15 protein-coding genes, 1 tRNA gene and 1 pseudogene are annotated in these 19,926 nt (G+C 45.4%); 2 read left to right on the forward strand and 15 right to left on the reverse strand.

All coding sequences use genetic code 11. The features are described from left to right. Position 1: 1 nt before the first annotated feature. The 5 genes from AOA56_RS04195 to AOA56_RS04220 all read right to left on the reverse strand — a co-directional run bounded on the left by AOA56_RS04195 (position 2) and on the right by AOA56_RS04220 (position 5,512). Positions 2-1,027 carry a rod shape-determining protein gene (locus AOA56_RS04195; RefSeq protein ID WP_024732510.1) on the reverse strand — a complete coding sequence of 342 codons (1,026 nt, stop codon included), beginning with the start codon at positions 1,025-1,027 and terminating at the stop codon, positions 2-4. A 23-nt stretch (positions 1,028-1,050) separates the two neighbouring features. Next, positions 1,051-1,740 carry a RadC family protein gene (gene radC, locus AOA56_RS04200; protein ID WP_024732509.1) on the reverse strand — a complete coding sequence of 230 codons (690 nt, stop codon included), beginning with the start codon at positions 1,738-1,740 and terminating at the stop codon, positions 1,051-1,053. A gap of 34 nt (positions 1,741-1,774) precedes the next feature. Continuing rightward, complete coding sequence (locus AOA56_RS04205) at positions 1,775-2,035, reverse strand: DUF4321 domain-containing protein (protein WP_024732508.1); 261 nt, start codon at positions 2,033-2,035, stop codon at positions 1,775-1,777. Positions 2,036-2,309: 274 nt separating this feature from the next. Beyond that, positions 2,310-3,911: an ABC transporter ATP-binding protein gene (locus AOA56_RS04215; RefSeq protein ID WP_053769011.1), complete on the reverse strand. Its 1,602-nt coding sequence runs from the start codon at positions 3,909-3,911 to the stop codon at positions 2,310-2,312. Continuing rightward, positions 3,908-5,512 carry an ABC transporter ATP-binding protein gene (locus tag AOA56_RS04220; protein ID WP_053769012.1) on the reverse strand — a complete coding sequence of 535 codons (1,605 nt, stop codon included), beginning with the start codon at positions 5,510-5,512 and terminating at the stop codon, positions 3,908-3,910. Before AOA56_RS04220 ends, AOA56_RS04215 begins: the two co-directional genes overlap by 4 nt. Before the next feature lie 321 nt (positions 5,513-5,833). On the opposite strand from AOA56_RS04220, the gene AOA56_RS04225 reads away from it, so the two are divergent. Beyond that, positions 5,834-5,906: transfer RNA gene (locus AOA56_RS04225), tRNA-Ala, on the forward strand. A gap of 23 nt (positions 5,907-5,929) precedes the next feature. On the opposite strand, the pseudogene AOA56_RS16490 reads toward AOA56_RS04225, so the two are convergent. From AOA56_RS16490 to miaB, 10 genes and pseudogenes are all read right to left on the reverse strand, one after another. Next, positions 5,930-6,295 (reverse strand): annotated as a pseudogene (locus tag AOA56_RS16490) (beta-galactosidase); the annotation flags it as partial. A gap of 22 nt (positions 6,296-6,317) precedes the next feature. After that, a complete protein-coding gene (locus AOA56_RS04235; RefSeq protein WP_048621753.1) occupies positions 6,318-7,355 on the reverse strand; it encodes an alcohol dehydrogenase in 1,038 nt (345 codons plus the stop codon). A 38-nt stretch (positions 7,356-7,393) separates the two neighbouring features. Further along, entirely contained in the window at positions 7,394-9,043 is a 1,650-nt protein-coding gene (locus tag AOA56_RS04240) for an NAD(P)/FAD-dependent oxidoreductase (protein WP_053769014.1), read from the reverse strand. Then, on the reverse strand, positions 9,040-10,335 hold the full coding sequence (locus AOA56_RS04245; protein WP_048621751.1) for a BaiN/RdsA family NAD(P)/FAD-dependent oxidoreductase: 1,296 nt from the start codon (positions 10,333-10,335) through the stop codon (positions 9,040-9,042). The genes AOA56_RS04240 and AOA56_RS04245 overlap by 4 nt, the downstream gene beginning before the upstream one ends. A 10-nt stretch (positions 10,336-10,345) precedes the next feature. Next, positions 10,346-11,647: a methionine gamma-lyase family protein gene (locus AOA56_RS04250; protein WP_034594484.1), complete on the reverse strand. Its 1,302-nt coding sequence runs from the start codon at positions 11,645-11,647 to the stop codon at positions 10,346-10,348. After that, the gene (miaA, locus tag AOA56_RS04255; protein ID WP_053769015.1) at positions 11,637-12,593 is read right to left on the reverse strand and encodes a tRNA (adenosine(37)-N6)-dimethylallyltransferase MiaA; all 957 of its coding nucleotides are present in this window, start codon (positions 12,591-12,593) and stop codon (positions 11,637-11,639) included. Before miaA ends, AOA56_RS04250 begins: the two co-directional genes overlap by 11 nt. Positions 12,594-12,607: 14 nt before the next feature. Further along, positions 12,608-14,593, reverse strand: a complete 1,986-nt coding sequence (gene mutL / locus AOA56_RS04260) for a DNA mismatch repair endonuclease MutL (protein WP_053769016.1) — start codon at positions 14,591-14,593, stop codon at positions 12,608-12,610. Positions 14,594-14,602: 9 nt separating this feature from the next. After that, entirely contained in the window at positions 14,603-17,254 is a 2,652-nt protein-coding gene (mutS, locus tag AOA56_RS04265; protein WP_330376390.1) for a DNA mismatch repair protein MutS, read from the reverse strand. A gap of 146 nt (positions 17,255-17,400) precedes the next feature. Beyond that, positions 17,401-17,817, reverse strand: coding sequence for a putative ABC transporter permease (locus AOA56_RS04270; protein WP_024732496.1), 417 nt, complete (start codon positions 17,815-17,817; stop codon positions 17,401-17,403). A gap of 80 nt (positions 17,818-17,897) precedes the next feature. Next, positions 17,898-19,364, reverse strand: coding sequence for a tRNA (N6-isopentenyl adenosine(37)-C2)-methylthiotransferase MiaB (gene miaB / locus AOA56_RS04275; protein ID WP_053769017.1), 1,467 nt, complete (start codon positions 19,362-19,364; stop codon positions 17,898-17,900). A gap of 222 nt (positions 19,365-19,586) precedes the next feature. On the opposite strand from miaB, the gene AOA56_RS04280 reads away from it, so the two are divergent. Next, a complete protein-coding gene (locus tag AOA56_RS04280; protein WP_024732495.1) occupies positions 19,587-19,898 on the forward strand; it encodes a hypothetical protein in 312 nt (103 codons plus the stop codon). The last annotated feature ends 28 nt before the right edge of the window (positions 19,899-19,926 follow it).

Raw genomic sequence — 19,926 nt, forward strand, 5'->3', positions numbered from 1 at the left:
CCTATCTCATCCACCTATAATTTTCGTCTTTCATGGAATACGCCAGATCTTCAAAATCCCTGTCCACAATAATGCTACGCACGCCCCTAGCCGCACAGAGCTGCGGCTGCTCTGCCGTATAAAACGGTACCCCTGTCTGTGCCTCCATATATCCCGTCAATCCTTTCGTACAGGCAATCCCGCCTGTCAAGCAGATTCCCTGCCGTCTGATCGCCCCAAGCACTACAGGCGGCGTCTGCTCAAGCATCAATAAGAGAGTTCGGATACAGGGCTTTAAGAACTCCTCCAGAGCCTCACGTACGATCGTACTAGGAATTTCTCTTACTCCAGGCCTTAGCCGGATCAGATCTCTCCCTGCCGCCAAAACAGGAGGACGTACTGCCTCTCCAAACACATCGGTTTTCCTGCGTACCTCCTCGGCTGTGGGCCTGCCAATCACAAAGTCAAGATTTCTCCGCACTATCGTGACAACCATCTGATCCAGGAATGCGCCTCCTGTCTTTAACAGTCTGTTCAGAACAATTCCGCCTCTGGAAAGAATCGCGATGTCTGTCGTCTCACCGCCGAGATTGACGATAGCCGATCCCGGCGTCTGTCGGATATCAATTCCGGCGCCAATGGCGTCCGCAATACAGCGCTCTACAATCCGTACTTCACGCGCCCTGACTGAAGAATGGATAAACAGATCAAAAAATGCTTTTTTTTCCATCTCTGTCACATCAGTGGGAACCGCAATTACATACTCGGTCCCTCTTGTAAAGAAGCCTTCTTCCGTCCTCAGCACGCACTCCAGAAGGTACTGCATTTCTCCAATCCTGGATATCACACCCTCTTTCATCGGAAACGCAATGGTAATATCTCCGGGCGTTTTTTCCAACATTTCATATGCCCGGTCGCCTACCGCAAAAATATCTGTATGGTTCCGGATTGCGACTGCGTTCTTTACCGTTCGGATCCGGTCTTCTCTTTTATCATAAATCTTTAGCTGATACGTACCAGGATCCAGGCCATAAATGGTTCCAGTCATTTTCTTCCAGTCCCTTCTCTTCTTTATACCCACCCTTTTTCGGCAAGACTTACATAAGACTGATCGCCGATGATAATGTGATCCATCAACGTAATTCCGATCAGCTCCCCTGCCTTCGCAATTTTCTTTGTCACAAGAATATCTTCTCTGCTCGGCTCTGGATCTCCGCTCGGATGATTGTGGAGCAGAATGATCGACACCGCGTCTTTCTGCAATGCTTCTATAAACAGCTCTCTCGGAGAAATGACGGACATATTGACCGTCCCCTTGGAAATCCGCGTCTCGCCAAGAAGCTTTGATTTTGTATTTAACATCAGAAGTTTTAGTTCTTCCTGTTTGAGATGACGCATATCCTCCATATAGTAAGATGCGATCGTCTCAGGTCTGTCAAAAGAAAGAGGTTCTTTTGCCTTTTCCTTCGCGATCCGTCTTGCCATCTCACAGAGACATAGAATCTGAATGGCCTTGACCTTACCAATCCCGGGAATCTTCATCAGCGCGTCTTGCGAGTAAGATGGCAGTCTTGTAAGCCCGCCCTCTCTTCCGGACGGATAGAGGATCTTTTTAGCCGTCTCAAGGACATTGCCGCCCTTTGTGCCGCTTCTTAAAAGCACAGCCAGAAGCTCAATATCTGTCAGGCTTTTGGCACCAAAACGTCCACACTTTTCATATGGACGTTCCTCTTCTAGTAACTCTTTCATTGTTTGATTCATATCTTTTGTAAACTCTAATGATCGGTTCAGTAGATTATAAGAAGCGATAAATAATGATAGAAAGAATCATGCCAACAATGCTGGCGATAGAAATATTCACACTCAGTCCCAAAGTAAGAACCAGAATCCCAAGATCCAGTATAACCGGCTGTTGCAGGCCAAACGTCTGACCGTAAGAAAGCCATCCAAGTCCAGGAATATCCTGTGCGAGCATCCCTATAAATCCGCCCAACACAATGCCTGCCAGAAGCATCAGGAGTAATCCCCATCCGTTTTTGCTTCTTGCTCCTTTCATCTGTATACCCTCCAAACTTTTGTGTTTTACAAACCGCTTTTATTCTAACACACTTCAAAAAATGTGTATAGCCTTTTTCCGTATTAAATTTTCCTTAAGAATCGACAACGTATTTACAGAGCTTGCAGGCACTCTTGTCGTCAATGTGTCGTCAATAAAACCCTTAGTAAAACGCAGCCAGTTGTCGAACATCAGCCTCTTAAATAAAAAAGGCACCGCCAGTTTGCGATGTCTTCTTTGTATGCAGGAAAATCCACTCTTCTTTTTCTGAAAATTACTCATAAGAAAGACTGTAAATCTTATCATATAAAGAAATATTCTCTTCTTTCAAATGATGGGTAATCAAAATCAATGTAAGTGTCGGGCAGGCCAATAAGGCTTCCTCTACAAGTGCAGCGTTTTCTTTATCTAACGCAGAGGTCCCTTCATCTACGAATAAAATGGTTCTATTATGAATCAGCGCCCTTGCTATGGCAACCCGCTGTTTCTGTCCCCCGGATAAGTTCTTTCCGTTCTCTCCAACTTTCGTATCCAACCCATCCGGTAGTGCCTTCAAATCATTCTGCAATGCACTCATATCCAATACTTCCTGCATTTTTTCTTCCGGGAAGTCACTTCCAAGAGTAATATTATCCCTTATAGAGCAATCAAAAAGATACACATCCTGTTCGATATATGCCATCTGTTCATAATAAGTGTCCCCATCAAAAGAAGAAATTTCTTCTCCGTCATAGTAGATTTTCCCTTGATAATTTCCTAACTGTCCGAGCATAATCTTTATCAGCGTTGTTTTTCCGCTTCCACTCTTTCCTACAAGAGCATATTTCCCATTCTTTTCAAATGTATAATTGATATTTTCAAATACTTTCTTCTTCCCATAAGAAAAAGATAAATTTTCAAGAACAATTTCTTTCTTAAGTGCCGGAAGTTTTTTGCTTATTCTATTTTCTTCGGTATTTTTATCACAATCTACTTTTGCAAAATATGGCCTTGAACCCGCAATTTGCAATTTTGCTGAAATCAACTGGCTGAATGCATTTCCTACTTGATTTGTAAGATTCAAACTTCCGAAAATTATTTCAGGTGCGATGATTCGCAGTACACAAAGCACAAATGTCAGAATATTTATTGCATTGATTCCCAAAATACTAATTACTGTTGATTTATAATTTTCTTTGCCCTTGTTCTTTGTAAAATCACATTTTTCTTCTTCAAATGCTTTGCCCGCTTCCATGATTTCTTTATAAAATTTCTGCGGATTTCCAAAGGATTTTAAGATGCAGATTCCTGCAATCTGTTCTTTTACTTTGTCCGTATACCGTTCCATTGCCAGTGATACTTTTTCTGCATATTTTTCCACTTTATCACTGAATCTTTTACTTACATACATAGAAATACCGGACACGACCAATGTCAATGCCAACAATTCCCATTTAATAAAAAGCAAAGAAATAGCTCCCATCAAAAGTCTGAATCCTGTATCCATATAACTGTAAAAAACTTGGAAGCCCTGGTTTTCAGCTTCTCTGACATCATTCGTATACCAGGATACATACTCTCCGCTATCTGTTCCCACATTCTTTTCAAATGATTCATGAAGTATCTTTTTACTAATGTCATTTCGAAGCTCCGTATTCATGGTGGAAATAAGATATGTTTGATAATTTTTCCTTATATATAAAAGCACATAGAAAAAATATGCAAGAGCTGAATTAAAAGCCACAACAAGCAGTACTTTTTTAATTTCTCCCTCTATAACCTGCTTACCTATATACATTTGCAGAAATGCAAAACTCGTCTCGATTCCATTTATAAAAATCATCAAAAAGAGTAATACGGCATTTTCTTTTTTATAGTGCAACAGATACTTTTTCATTGTGCCACCTTCTCTCCCAGACAGTATACATTTGTATATTTCTGCATGTCTTTTTCTTCCAAATGATGACTAACAAATAGCAAAGTCACATCTTTGGACTTTAAGAGAGCCGTTTCTATCTTCTTTGCGTTTATTTTATCGAGCGCCGAAGTTCCCTCATCCACAACAAGAATGTTTCGCTTATGAATCAATGCCCGTGCCACTGCCACTCTCTGTTTTTGTCCTCCTGAAAGACAATCTCCATTTTCGCCCACATCCGTATCAAGCCCTTGAGGAAATGATTTTAAATCCTCATAAAGTGCGCTGTTGCGTAATGCCTCTTCCAGTTCTTCCTTCTGAAACTCTGCACCGAGAGTGATATTTTCCCGAATTGTCGTATGAAATAGAAATACATTTTGTTCTATATATGCCATCTGTCGATAAAACGATTCTGTATCATACACAGCAGCATCCACGCCGTCAAAAAGTAATTCTCCGCTGTATGAAGTTAATTGTCCCAAAAGAATTTTTAATAATGTTGTTTTTCCACTCCCGCTTTTTCCTATGATACCATATTTCCCACCGACTTTAAATTTCAGATTCAAGTTCTCAAAAACCGGCTTCTCCAAATAGGCAAAGCTCAAATTCCGGAATTCAATTTCATTGTTAATCATCGGAAGTTCTTTTTTCTTTTCCGTTTCCTCCGCCATTCTATTGATTTTTTCAAAATATGGTCTGGCTCCATCCATGGCAACCCGCAGTTCAGAAAGTGTAAGGATAGAATTTTTTACCTGATTGATTAAGTTTCCTCCTCCAAAAAATATTTCTGCTGGAATCACACGAAGAGCGCACATTCCGAACAACACCATATTATTGACAAAACTCGCCACGGAATTAATCCCTCTAATTTTCAGCGTTGCTTTTCCCTGGGTTTTCACATATATATATCTTTGTTTTTCCAGCTCTTTTGATTCTCCTTCAATCTGACGTTGAAATCGATCTTGGTATCCGAAATATTTAAGAACTCTGACTCCCCCTATCTGTTCTTTTACTGCTTTCGTAAATTTTTCCCATATTGCAGACACTTTTTCAGACTCTTGTTTCACATCGTTTCCAAAACGATGGGACAATACATAAACCATACCTGTTGTAATCAGTGTGCAAAGCAAAAGCCGCCAATTAATTGCTCCTAGTACAATAATGCCTAACACTAACTTTATGATTTCATCTATGGCATCATAAAAATTACGGATGCCTTTTTCTTCCGCTTCTTTTAAATCATTAATGTACCAGGATAAATACTCTCCGGAATCACCTTTCTTTAATTGTTCAACAGATTTACTTAACATCTGATGATTCAGATTCTCCCGCATGGCTTGATTGATTTTTGCGATTACTTTCGTGAGATGAACATCGTAACTCCAAAATAAGAGGTGAAGTATCAGATAGAGAATCATGATCCCAGCAGAACAAATCAAAATTCCTCGCAAATCCCCTTCCATTACAAGCTTTGCCATGTACATCGTAATGAGCGTACTACCTAAGAGAAGTAAATTTTGAAACAGTAATTCGAAAAAAATAATAGAACTTTCAAATTTGTAATGTTTCATAAAAGATTTCATTCTTTATCCCTCATCTTTAAAACTTTGATAATTATCACAGATATAATTTTCAATCATTATTCTTTTAAATGGACACATGTTTTAACTTTTGGTGCAAATCGCTATTCTTTACCTGAACACTTCCCATATTGCTCTTTCTTCCTACTTAAAATATTAATTTTATATTAACATATTTTTTATATTAGTCTATATTAGATATATATAAAGTTTATATGAACTATTTTTTCGTTGTATTGTACAAGTTAAAAAGTATTTCTTTATACAATTTTTCATCTAAATACATACTTGAAATTCTGTTCTTTCGTGATATAATTTTCGTATGGGGTATTAGCGCAGTTGGGAGCGCGCCACATTCGCATTGTGGAGGCCACGGGTTCGAATCCCGTATACTCCATGGAAACGGCAAAAGTAGTCGGTTTATTTCGATTTTTGCCACCGAATAAAAAAGAGACAGAACATATCGGCCTTGTTGGAAGTCCAATATGTTCTGTCTCTTTCTTTTGTTCCCATTGATTTCATAGCACAATAATTTCTTATCTGAATTTTTAGAAATGCTCTCTGCCCTTGTACCTTCTCTGCTGTGTCCATATCCTCTACAGGTGTTTTTATCGTGATTTCCGAACCCATCACGCTGGTTCGCCATCGAAAAAAACTGACAAAATCCGCCCCATGTGCGATACTCTGCATTGCCCAGAGCATCATCTGTCCCGGCTTTGGTGCCGGCGCCTCCATACGGGTATTCCATCCATTCCCCCCCCCCGACTGCTGCTCCATGATCCCGAAATGATGCAAAATGGAATCCAGCTTATTCTGCTGTAACCGCAATTTTGATCACGCCGTCCAGCCGGTTTTCAAAGATCCGATAGGCTTCATTGATTTCCGACAAAGGAAACCGGTGTGTAATCAATGGCGTTGTATCGATCTTTCCTTGTTCAATCAAAGATAAAATTTCACCACAGTCACAGCCATCTACGCCTCCGGTCTTAAAGGTCAGATTCTTTCCGTACATCTGTGGAAGCGGGAGGATCTGCGCTTCCTCATAGAGAGCAACGACGGTCACAATAGCATTGGGACGGGCACACTTCCAGGCAAGCTCAAAGGTGTCCTTTGTGCCGGCTGCTTCTATGACAACATCCGCCCCGCCATGTTCCGAATGAGCAAGAACATATGCTTCACATTCTTCCGGTGTACAGGCCAGCACCTTCGGGTAATGCTTCCGAAGAAACAGACGTCTTTCCTCCTCTTTTTCGCAGACAATGATAGCTTTCGGATTCTGAAGCATCGCGCACAGCAACGTACAGATCCCTGTAGGCCCCGCGCCGATGATCAGAACGGTATCCTCCGGCTGGATCTCGGAGATGCGGGCAGCCCAAAAGCCGGTAGCCAGAATATCCCCTACAAAGAGTGCCTGTTCGTCCGTCACACTGTCCGGAATCCGGTTCAGCCCTTGGTCGGCAAACGGCACCCGGACATATTCTGCCTGTCCGCCGTCGATCCGGCATCCAAGCGCCCAGCCTCCATTTGGGTCCGTACAATTATTGACATAACCATGCTTGCAGAAAAAACACCCTCCACAAAATGTCTCCACATTTACAGTCACTCTGTCCCCCGGACAAACCGACATCACCTCGTCTCCAATCTGCTCGACAATTCCCACCATCTCGTGCCCAACCGTAATTCCCGGAACAGCCCGCGGTACACTGCCATGCTTGATATGCAGATCGCTTGTACAGATCGAGCTCATTGTCACTCGAACGATCGCATCCTGCGGATTTTGCAGGGTTGGCTTTTGTTTGTCAATCAGAGCAAATTTATCATGCTCTATATAGGTCAATGCCTTCATACGGATCCCCCTTTCTTGTTCCCGCACTCTCTTTTCTTTTACAAAATCACCGTGTTTCTTTCATCATGATCCACCGGACGATATTGCTTCGCGATCGCCTCCGCAGTCTTGATGCCGTCCATGGCCGCCGAAGTAATACCTCCTGCGTATCCGGCTCCTTCTCCACAAGGGTAAAGTCCACGAATCCCGAGACTTTGCATGGATTCGTCCCTCGTGATTCTCACCGGAGAAGACGTTCTCGCCTCCACCCCGGAAAGTACCGTATCATTTCTGGAAAAACCGTGAATTTTATGTTCAAAATCTTGGATTCCCTCCTGAATGGCCTTTGCGATGTCCTCCGGAAAAATTCCACGTACATCGCCAAACGTGCAGGCTCCTTTCATCTGGGGAAGAATCTCCCCAAATCCGGTCGAAACCTTATCTTCACAGAAATCACCGAAGCACTGGACCGGAATCTTTCCCTTTCCGGCCCGGTATGCCCGCTCTTCCAATTCTCTTTGAAAGGCGATCCCGGAAAGAGGATCCTTATTCTCCCCCATAAAGTCTTCCGGGGTTACTGTAACAATCACCGCACTGTTGGCATTTTTCCCTGCTCTTCCATGATAACTCATTCCATTGACGCACAGACGTCTCTCTTCTGAGGATGCGTTTACGACATAACCGCCGGGACACATACAAAAAGTATAAACACCCCGCCCATTTCCTGCTTTTGCCGTCAGCTTATAGGCTGCCGCCGGAAGATCCGGATGCTGTTTCGTTCCGTACTGGGACAGATTGATCTGCTCTTGCAGATGCTCTACCCGAACGCCTACAGCAAAGGACTTGGCCTCCAAAAAAACACCGGACTTCTTTAACATCGCGAACGTATCCCTGGCACTGTGGCCCAGAGCAAGAACTACTGTCTGTGACGGAAGTAATGAGTGGGTTCCATGCTGCTCGATTTCAATTCCGACGATGTTGTGATCCTGAATCTGTATGCCTGTCATCTTCGTGTAAAACCGACATTCCCCACCATAAGACTCAATGGACTTACGGATCTTTTGTACCACATCAATTAGTATGTCTGTACCTATATGTGGTTTGCTCTCGTAGAGAATCTCCTCCGGCGCTCCATGTTCTACGAAAATCCGCAGTACCTCCCGGTTTCGTCCTTCTGGATCCTTTACCAGTGTATTCAGCTTTCCATCAGAAAAAGTCCCTGCACCGCCCTCTCCAAACTGGACATTTGTACGGATATCAAGAACTCCTGTCTCCCAGAATGTCTCTACCGCTTTACGGCGCTCTTTCGCCGGCGCTCCCTGCTCGATCAAAATCGGACGGTATCCGTACTTGGCAAGCAGATAGGCACAAAATAGTCCGGCCGGTCCGCTTCCAACTACCACAGGACGCTGTTCCATCATGTTTCCGTCCGTACAGACTGAAAACGTGTACGATATTTCTTCTGCCCTTGATATGTTTTTGTTCTTTCCACGATTTAAGATCGACCACTCTCTTTTCGTCTTTGACAGAGTCACATCCACTGTATAGACATAATAAATTTCCGGTTTTTTACGAGCATCGATAGAGCGCTTGATAATCTCCATTCCTGTGATTTCCTCTCCGGAAACGCCAAGAATGTGCCCTACCTTTTTTTTCAGCTCTGCTTTTGTATGGCTGGTTTTCATTTTTATCTGTTCGATTCGAATCATGCCTGCTCCTTTCCCGCAGCACTCCTTCCTGCCACATAGCCGCTCGACCATGCCCATTGAAGATTATAGCCGCCGCACATTCCATCGATATCCAGCACCTCACCTGCCAAAAACAGTCCTGGAACGATACGGGATTCCATTGTCTTAGAATCTACTTCGTCCGTCGCAATTCCCCCGGCACTGACCTGAGCCTGATCAAACCCTTTCGTCCCTGTGATCCGGGTGGAAAAGATCTTGATCACATGAACCAGACAGTCAACATCTGCCTTTGTCAGATCCTTTGCCAGAAATTTTTCTGAAATGCCAGCTCGTTCCAACAAAATACATGCCAGTTTCTCATGAAATACTCCGGTCAGAAATGTTCCCACCGGTTTCTCAGGCCTCATCTGAATCCGTGACAAAAGGAAACTTTTCAACTGCTCTTTCGTAAAATCCGGCATAAAATCAAGCTCTGCCCTTACTTCTATGGTACCTTCTGACAGCGCTTTTGCCGCAAAACGACTGATCTGAAAAACCGGAATCCCGGAAATTCCGTAATCGGTGAACTGGATTTCTCCCTGATCCAGCGCTCTTACTTCTCCGCCGCACACAAGCTCTATCTTCGCTCCGGCACGCACGCCCGAAAGCTTCGGGTAAAACGCTTCTTCGCACATCAGTTGCACCAGCGCCGGAACGCAGGGAACAATCGTATGTCCTAACTTCCCGGCCATCCGCATCCCGGTGCCATCTGCCCTTTGTACTCTGCCGGCAAGTCCCCCGGCCGTCAGAATGACATGGTCTGCCTCATAAGTCTGTTCCTCTTCTCCTACAGTCACAAGAACCGTTCGTTTTTTACTTTTCTTTTCCGGTCTTTGGAGATACCGTTTCGCCGTTATATGGAAACGTGCTCCTTTTGTGATCTTCTCTGCAAACACATTGGTTTCCACTTTTACCTGTAGACGCTTTAATTCCATGACCAGCACGTCTCGTACCGCCTGCGCCTGTTCCGAATGAGGATAGAGATACCCATCCCGGTTCTTGGAGTAAAGTCCCATCTCCAGAAAGAACCGGATCGTCTCCGGCACCGGGAATCGGCTGATGACCTCCATGGCAAAATCCGGGTGCTCTCCTCGGTAAGCACCTGGCATCTGCCGGATATTGGTAAAATTGCATTTTCCATTTCCGGTCGATAAAATTTTCTTTCCAAGCTCCCCGTTTTGCTCCAGAATCGTAACCCGGGCTCCCGCTCCCGCCGCCGCAATCGCTGCCATCATGCCGGAAGCTCCGCCTCCGATTACCACAACCTTCATCATGCTTTCTCCTTTATTCAATGGTTACAACACCTGCTTCTGTCAATTTTTGAAGAGTCATTAGAATTCCGAATTTGGCGTGCTCCCAGGTAAGCCCCCCCTGAAAATAAACTGCATATGGCGGTTTGATCGGAGCATCTGCCGATAGCTCGATAGATGAACCCTGAACAAAAGCACCCGCCGCCATAATAACATCACTGTCATACCCCGGCATCGCCCACGGTTCCGGCGTCACATAACTGTCCACCGGGGCCGCAGCCTGAATTCCCTGGCAGAAACGGATCACACCCTCAGCCGTTCCGAACTCGACCGCCTGGATGATATCATGCCGCTCTTCCTTCATGGACGGAATCACGGAAAATCCCAGCTTTTCATAGATACCTGCCGCAAAAATCGCACCCTTAACCGCACCTTTGACGACCGTTGGAGCCAGAAAAAGTCCTTGGTAAAAGTCTTTCATTACCCCAAGAGACGCTCCCACTTCCTTGCCCAGTCCCGGTGAAGTCAGACGGTAAGCACAGTTTTCAATCAGATCCTTTCTTCCCGCAATATATCCGCCGATCGGCGCAAGCCCGCCTCCCGGATTTTTAATCAGGGAACCGACAACCAGATCCGCGCCTACGTCGCTTGGCTCCTGAAGCTCTACGAACTCGCCGTAGCAGTTATCCACCATGCAAATCACATCCGGGAACCGCTCTTTCATAAAACGGATCACTTCTCCGATCTGCTCCACGGAAAAGCTCGGTCTTGTCTGGTAGCCCTTGGAACGCTGGATGGTCACAAGCTTTGTGTCAGGACGCACCGTCTTTTCGATTGTCTCAAAGTCAAAGCTGCCGTCCGCAAGAAGATCCACCTGTCGGTAACTGATTCCGTATTCTTTTAAAGAACCTTTGGACTTACGGATTCCGATCACTTCTTCTAATGTGTCATACGGCTTACCGGCCACAGAAATCATCTCATCACCTGGCCGCAGATTAGCGGCAAGGGCAAGAGCAAGGGCATGGGTTCCACAAGTGATCTGCGGACGCACCAAAGCATCCTCCGTATGAAAAATATAGGCGTACACCTTCTCCAGCGTATCCCTCCCGAAATCATTGTATCCGTAACCGGACGCATACTGAAAGCACTCCGTATTAACACGGGCTTTCTGCATAGCGTGAACGACCTTTAGCTGGTTATACTCCGCAATCTGGTCGATGGTTTCAAATCGCTCCTTTAAATCCGTCTCGATCTTCATTCCGAACTCGTAGACCTTCCGTGAAATGCCTGCCTCCGCGTAATGCTGCTTTAATCGTTCCTCTATGTTATGATTCATCTTCTATGATTCCTCTTTTCTTCAGATTTTCAAGTAAAAACGCCAGGATTCTGTCTTCCTGATAATTAAAATCCTGTTTCCGCACCCAGATCACATCCCTCTCCCGTTTAAACCACGTGATCTGGCGTTTTGCAAAATGTCTCGTATCCCGCTTTAAGATCCGCACAGCTTCTTCAAGCGTCGTCTCCCCATCGAGATAAGCGAGGATTTCCTTATATCCGAGCCCTTTCATGGAGGTCATATTTCGGTTGCATCCCCTGGACTTTAACGCACGTACTTCCTCCACAAGCCCGTCTTCCAACATCTGATCGACCCTGGCGTCGATCCGCTCATACAGCCTGCCCCGTTCATCGTTCAGAACAAAATAGGCGGACTGATACGGCGACTCTTTTTTTCGCTCTTCCTCGTTGTGCAGCGAAATCTTTTTCCCGGTAAGATGGTAAAATTCCAGCGCCCGGATCACCCGTTTTCGATTATTCGGATGGATCTCGTTTGCCGCTTCTTCGTCTACCTCACGGAGTTTCTCATGGAGCGCCTCCTCACCGTAACGGTCCGCGAACAAGGAAAGCTCCCGTCGGTAGTCCGGATCTTCCCTGCTTTCCGTAAAATCAATATCATACAAAAGTGCCTGAATATAAAATCCGGTCCCTCCGGCCACAATCGGGATCAGTCCATTCTCATAGATCTCCTCCATGGCCTGCTTTGCGAGCTTCTGGAAACGAACGACATGGAACTCTTCTGTCGGTTCCAGCACATCAATCAGGTAATGCTTCACCCCGTCCATCTCCTCCGGACGGATCTTGGCCGAGCCGATATCCATATGCCGGTAAACCTGCATGGAATCCGCCGATATGATGGCTCCGCCGATTTTCTTTGCAAGCCCAATAGAGGCGTTTGTCTTTCCCACCGCCGTCGGACCTGTCAGTATGACCAGTGGTCGTTTCATGTATCTTCACCCTTCTATACGATTCTCTTAAATTTCTTTTCCAGTTCCCGTTTTGTCATAGCAATGATCGTCGGTCTCCCATGCGGACAGTGATACGGATTATCCAGTTTTAAAAGCTCCAAAAGCAGCTCTTCTACTTCCTTTCTGGACAGTCTTGAATTCCCTTTGACCGCCGCCTTACAAGACATGGAAGCGATCTTCTCATCCAGAATCTCCGGTGTCATATTCGTGCTGATTTCATCGGACAGACTGTCAATCATTTCCAGTAACAGCTCTTTTTTCGCCACACTGAACAAATTGTCCGGCACCGCACGTACCGCGAAGGAATCTCCTCCAAACGGCTCAATCTCAAACCCGATCTTCGTGAAACGGTCCAGATAACGGCGAAACAATTCCGCCTCCTGCATAGACAGATCCAAAATGATCGGTGGGCTGATATACTGGGACGTATAATCTCTTGTCTTCATCCCCTTTAAGGTCCGCTCATAGAGTACTCTTTCGTGAGCCGCATGCTGATCAATGATATACATGCTATCATGGAACTGCACGATCCAGTAGGTATCAAACACCTGACCGATGATCTTGTAGTCCGGCACGGACGCCTCATCCAGAAGTTTCTCATCAAACAAGGTAAGCTGTTCTGATTTCTGCTGTTCTGCCGTCAATTTTTCCTGCTGTTCCGTTCGGGTACGGTAGGAGACAGCTTCCCGGATCCGCTCCTGATTGAATGACGGTTTATGGATCTCTCCCCGCTCTTTCACCTCCGCAGAAGCAAACTGATTATGGTAAGATGTTACCCGATCCCGCATCCGTTCCATAAAATAATTCAGATCCCTTTTTTCTGGTGTTGTAACCGCGTTTTCCACTCCTGCTGAAACCTCTGGCGCCCCCGGTGTGACAGCTCCGGATTGTACAGAGAGATTTGCTGTTTTCGGTGTCCCGGTTGTATCGGATGCTTTTGGGATTTCCGGTGGCTTTGGCGCTTCCGGGGCTTCCACTCTTGGAATCAGATCACGTCCATGAAGCGCTCCCGATACCGTCTCATAGAGGAACTGATATACCTCCTGCTGATGCCCAAAGCGCAGTTCCATCTTAGTAGGATGGACATTGACGTCAATTTCTTCTCCCAGAATCTCCAGATGCAGTACGATGAACGGATATTTGTGCTGCATGGTGAAATCCTTATAGGCATCTTCAACAGCTTTTGACAAAATCCCGCTCTTAATATACCTGCCATTAACAAAAAAAGTCTCAAAATTGCGGTTTCCCCTTGTGACCGTCGGATTGCCGATAAACCCGGTTATCCGGATCTCCCCGTTTTCCCGGGAAACTTCGATCAGATTGGCGGTGATCTCCCGCCCATAAACATGGTAAATCACATCTTTTAATTTCCCGTTCCCGGACGTATGCATCCGTTCTTGTCCGTTGTTAATAAACTGGAAGGAAATGTCCGGGCGAGACAAGGCAAGCCGTGTCATCAGGTCACTTACATGGCTTGCTTCCGTCATCGGCGTCTTTAAAAATTTCCGCCTTGCAGGAACATTGTAAAATAACTGGCGCACGAGAAAGGTGGTCCCGTCTCTTGCACCGGTCTCCTCCAGAGAGACCTCTTTCCCACCGGAAATCTGGTACGCCGTCCCGCAAACGCTCTCCTCAGTCTTCGTGATCATCTCCACTTGGGATACAGCCGCAATACTGGACAGCGCTTCCCCGCGGAACCCTAAAGAAGAAATATGTGCCAGGTCTTCCACTTTGCGGATTTTACTTGTGGAGTGACGTAGGAAAGCATTTCTTACGTCTTCTTGTTCCATTCCCCCTCCGTTGTCTGCAATCCGAATCAGAGAAATCCCGCCGTCCTGAATCTCTACTTCGACCGCCGTGGCTTTCGCGTCAATCGCGTTTTCTACCAGCTCTTTCACCACGGAAGCCGGACGCTCCACTACTTCACCCGCGGCAATCTTGTCGATCGTAACCTGATCTAAAACCTGAATCTTTCCCATGGCTCCTCCTTACCAGCGATTGTTCAGCTTATTCTGAAGCTGATACAATGTGTTCATTGCATCCATTGGCGTCATGTGGCTGATATCCATCGACTTAAGCTCCTCGATGACATCATGATCCGACGCTGTATCAAACAGAGAGATCTGCGCCATATCCACCACATCAAGCTTTTGAGATTTCTCTTTTCCTTTCATCTCCTGGCCCTGTACGCTCATCTGACGCACCCTTGTAGTAATATCCGCGTCAGAAAGCTCCTCGGAAATTTCCCTGGCACGAGTAATGACCGTCTCAGGAACTCCGGCAAGTTTCGCCACCTGAATTCCATAGCTTCTGTCCGCTCCGCCCTTTACGATCTTGCGGAGAAAGACAATATCATCTCCCTTTTCCTTGACAGCAATGCAATAGTTATTGACACTGTCAATCTTTCCTTCCAACTCCGTGAGCTCATGGTAATGGGTCGCAAACAATGTTTTTGCTCCCAGAAGTCTTGCGTTGCTGATATGCTCCACTACTGCCCATGCAATAGAAAGCCCGTCAAAGGTACTCGTCCCCCGGCCGATCTCATCCAGAACCAGAAGACTTTTGCTCGTAGCGTTTCTGAGAATGTTCGCCACCTCGGTCATCTCTACCATAAATGTACTTTGACCTGAGGCCAGGTCATCGGAGGCGCCTACCCTCGTAAAGATCCGGTCCACCAGACCGATATTTGCCTGGGATGCAGGCACAAAGGAACCGATCTGTGCCATCAGCACGATCAGCGCCGTCTGCCGCATATAGGTAGACTTTCCCGCCATATTCGGTCCGGTGATGATGGATACCCGGTTTTTCCTGTCATCAAGATATGTATCATTGGCAATAAACATGTGGTTGGGAATCATCATCTCCACGACCGGGTGACGTCCGTCCTTGATATCGATCGTACCCTTTTCGTTAATCTTCGGACGGACATAATGATTTCGCTCCGCCACCAATGCAAGAGAAGCAAAGGCATCCACCGCGGCGACTGCTTTTGCCGTCGTCTGGATCCGCACGATCTCATCCGCAATCCGGTTCCTCACATCACAGTAGAGCTCATATTCCAGGGCATAGAGTTTGTCCTCCGCACCCAGAATCAGATCTTCCAGATCCTTTAACTCCGGAATAATATACCGCTCTGCATTTGTCAGCGTCTGCTTTCTGGTATAGTAATCCGGAACCATATTTTTAAAGGAATTGGTGACCTCCAGATAATACCCGAATACCTTATTGTACTTGATCCGAAGATTCTTGATTCCGGTCTTTTCCCGTTCTTTCTGCTCCAGTTCGGCAAGCCAGGTCTTTCCATCCGTCTTTGCCTTTCTCAGCCGGTCTACCTCCTCATGGTAACCGTCCCGGATGATCCCTCCTTCTTTCATGGCAAACGGAGGTTCCTCAACAATCGCACGTTCCACCAGATCGCAGAGATCTTCCAGCGGATCAATCTCATTGTACAGATTTTTCAGAAGGGGACTCTTCATATCCCCCATGATACAGCGGATATGGGGCAGCATGGCAAGAGATGCCTTAAAAGCTGTCAAATCCCTTGGGTTGGCCGACTGATAGGAGATCTTTCCTACCAGACGCTCCAGATCGTAGACGGAGGAGAGATACTCCCGGATTTCCTCTCTGGAAATCGACTCCTTTAAAAGCTCTTCAACCGCATCCAAACGTTTCGTAATTTCTTCCTTGTCAATCAGTGGCTGCTCTACATACTTACGCAACAGTCTGGCCCCCATAGCTGTTCTGGTCTTATCAAGCACCCAAAGAAGCGAACCTCTCTTCTGCTTTTCCCGAAGAGTCTCACAAAGCTCCAGATTCCGCCTCGTGGAACTGTCCAGCACCATATATTTCCCTGTCGAGTAAGTCGTAAGCTTCGTCAGATGGGCAAGGGACGTCTTCTGTGTCTCAATCAGATACTGAAGCAGGGCGCCGGAAGCGATAACTCCACATTCATAGTCTGCCACGCCAAGACTCTCAAGCGATGATACCTGAAAATGTTCTCTCAGAGCCTTCTTACAAAGATCCTCATCAAAATACCATGCGTCCAGAGCAGAGATGGCAACCTGCATCCGGTTTTTCAGATCCTCCAACTGGATACCGCTCACATAGAGCGCCTCATTACAGATAATCTCAGAAGGCGCAAATTTATAAATCTCATCGAACAGCTTTGTGGCACTGTCCGTCTCAGTCACAAAATAATCTCCGGTTGAAACGTCCGCAATCGAGACGCCATACCGTCCCGCATCAAAGACGATTGACATGATGTACTGGTTTTTCGTCTCATCCATCGTCATAGAATCGATATTCGTCCCTGGCGTCACAATCCTGATCACTTCCCGCTTGACAATCCCCTTTGCCTGTTTCGGGTCTTCCACCTGCTCACAAATCGCAACCTTGTATCCTTTCTCCACCAATCTGGACAGATAGCTGTCCACCGCATGGTACGGCACGCCACACATCGGCGCACGTTCCTCAAGGCCACAATTTTTTCCGGTCAGAGTAATCTCCAGTTCTTTGGAAGCGGTCAGTGCATCATCAAAAAACATTTCATAAAAATCCCCAAGGCGATAAAATAAAATGCAGTCCTTATACTCTTTCTTTGTTTCCATATATTGCTGCATCATCGGTGTTAATTCTGCCACTTTGATTCTCCTTTTCTTTAGCTGCTTTTTCTATTTTATCTTTTTTACTTCCTGTTTTGGTATTTAGGGCGCTTCACCCTGATATTACATTATATCACTATTTTCCGGGCAAAAAAAGGAAAATTTAGATTTCTTTTCCTTGCTCATTACCAAATCGGGATCCGCGGTTTCTCTTCTCCATAAAGAAGATGCAGCAGATATCCACCCAAATAAATACCGATCGTACAGAGAAATCCGAACAAAGCCATGAAAGGCAGACAAATCTGTCCAAAGAGCTGAAACGGAACATTGCTGTAATCCCAGACATTCAGATTCAGCCATTTGTTTACAATAATTCCGGTAATGAATTCACAGGAAGTAACAAATATCATACATCGGATAATCTGAATACCCAGGGGATCCCGCCATTTACCTGCCCTGCCCTGGGCAGTGCAAAACACCAGACACAATCCCCCAAGGACAAACATCGTCCAGTGGGAAAACCCCCGGAATACGATCTCAAATGTATAGTAAAGGCAGCCGCCGACTGCCCAAAGAAATAAGTATTCACTCATTTTTTTCATAGAAAAACGTCCTCACTTTTGTACATTTCCATACATAGTGTGGACGTTATTTCTGTCATTATGCATCCGGTGTGCCCGGTTTATTTTTCCACTGCTTCTCCGATATAATAAAATCCTTTACAAGTCAGAAGCCTCACCGGAACCAACGCTCCAATCATTTCCTTCGTACCTGGAAAATGTACCAGCAGATTATTGTCCAGCCTTCCGGTCACAAGAGACGGATCCTGATCGTTTACTTCCTCCACAAGAGCGGTACGGACTGTACTCTCAAATCTGGCACATTCTTTTGCCGCAATGGCCTGTACTTCCTTTAACAGACGGTCAAAACGGTCTTTGACCACTTCCTGCGGCACCTGACCTTCCATCAGGGAAGCCGGCGTACCTGTCCGTTTAGAATAGATAAACGTAAACGCACTGTCGAAGCGTACTTTCCGCACCACATCCAGCGTCTCCTGGAAATCCTCCTCCGTCTCCTGAGGAAATCCAACAATAATATCTGTCGTAAGGGAAATATCCGGCACAGCTTTACGGATTTTTTCCACCAGTTCGAGATACTGCTCTTTCGTATATCTGCGGTTCATCTTATTCAAGATCCGGGTACTTCCGGACTGTACCGGAAGATGCAGGTGGTGGCAGATCTTGGACGAATCTTTCATCACAGCGATGAGATCATCCGAAAGATCCTTGGGGTGAGACGTCATAAAGCGAAGTCTCTCCAGGCCATCGACCTTTTCTATTTCACGCAAAAGCTCTGCGAAGGTCATCGGATCTTCCAGAGTTTTCCCGTAAGAATTAACATTTTGTCCAAGAAGCATCACTTCTTTGACACCGTCTGACACGAGACGCTCGACCTCCCGGATGATATCTTTCGGGTTCCGGCTTCGCTCCCGTCCCCGGACATACGGAACAATGCAATAACTACAGAAGTTATTGCAGCCAAACATGATATTAACACCGGATTTGAACGAATATTTCCGATCACTCGGAAGATCCTCCACAATCCGATCCGTATCCTTCCAGATATCAATCACCATCCGTCCGGACTCAAAACGGGTGGCAAGCACCTCGGCAAACTTATAAATATTATGGGTTCCGAAAATCAGATCCACAAATCGATAACTTTTTTTCAACTTTTCTACAACATGCGGCTCCTGCATCATGCAGCCGCAAAGTCCAATAAGCATATGTGGATTCTTCCGCTTCACACGATTGAGCTGTCCCAAACGGCCATACACTCGCTGATTCGCGTTTTCCCGCACAGTACAGGTATTGTAAATGACAAAATCCGCTTTTTCTTCCTGGTCGATCATCTCGTATCCGATCTCCTCCAGAATTCCGGTCAGTTTCTCTGAATCTCTTGCGTTCATCTGACAGCCAAATGTCACAATTTTACAATACAATGGCCGGCCCAGTTCTTCGCTCTCTTGTTTCACATACTGTTGGCATTTTTTTATAAAATAGTACTGCCGCTGTGGCTCTGTGACCGGCGCCACATCCAGATGCTCGTACTCTTCCAGAATTGTACTCCACTTCTCCTGATCGATCATTCTTAGCTGCTCACTTTCCCTAAATATAGTATAAGATGTATTTATTTTTTATATTTAACTTCCAGTATTTGATTATACCACATACTGTCTTGGACAGGCAATATGAGTTTTTCTTCATCAATTCCGTGTTCTTTAAAAGTTGAATTTTACGAATATCTAACCGGATATACCGTAAGATTTTACGGAAAAGTAGTATAATAACATAAATACGGAGGTGTGTTCATGGCGGAAGTAGTATTAATAGTATTTCCAGTATTTATACTTGTAGTTATTTCTTTATTACTGTCAAAAAAATGGGATATGTCTGAAAAAGTTGATAAAGGAATCATGGTATGTTATTGGAAATTAAGTTATAGAAGAAAATTTATTAGAACATTATGGATGATTCCCATAGCGATTGTTATTATTTTTTATTTTCATACTACATTCCAATCCATCCTTCAGACATGCTTAGTTGCAACTCTATTGGCAATTATGCTGCTTATTCAAGCAATATATAATTATAGAAAATGGAAAAATGAAACCTGCAAGTAATGAAAATACATGAATAGCTAAAATTCCT

The organism is Sellimonas intestinalis, assembly GCF_001280875.1.
Lineage (GTDB): Bacteria > Bacillota > Clostridia > Lachnospirales > Lachnospiraceae > Sellimonas > Sellimonas intestinalis.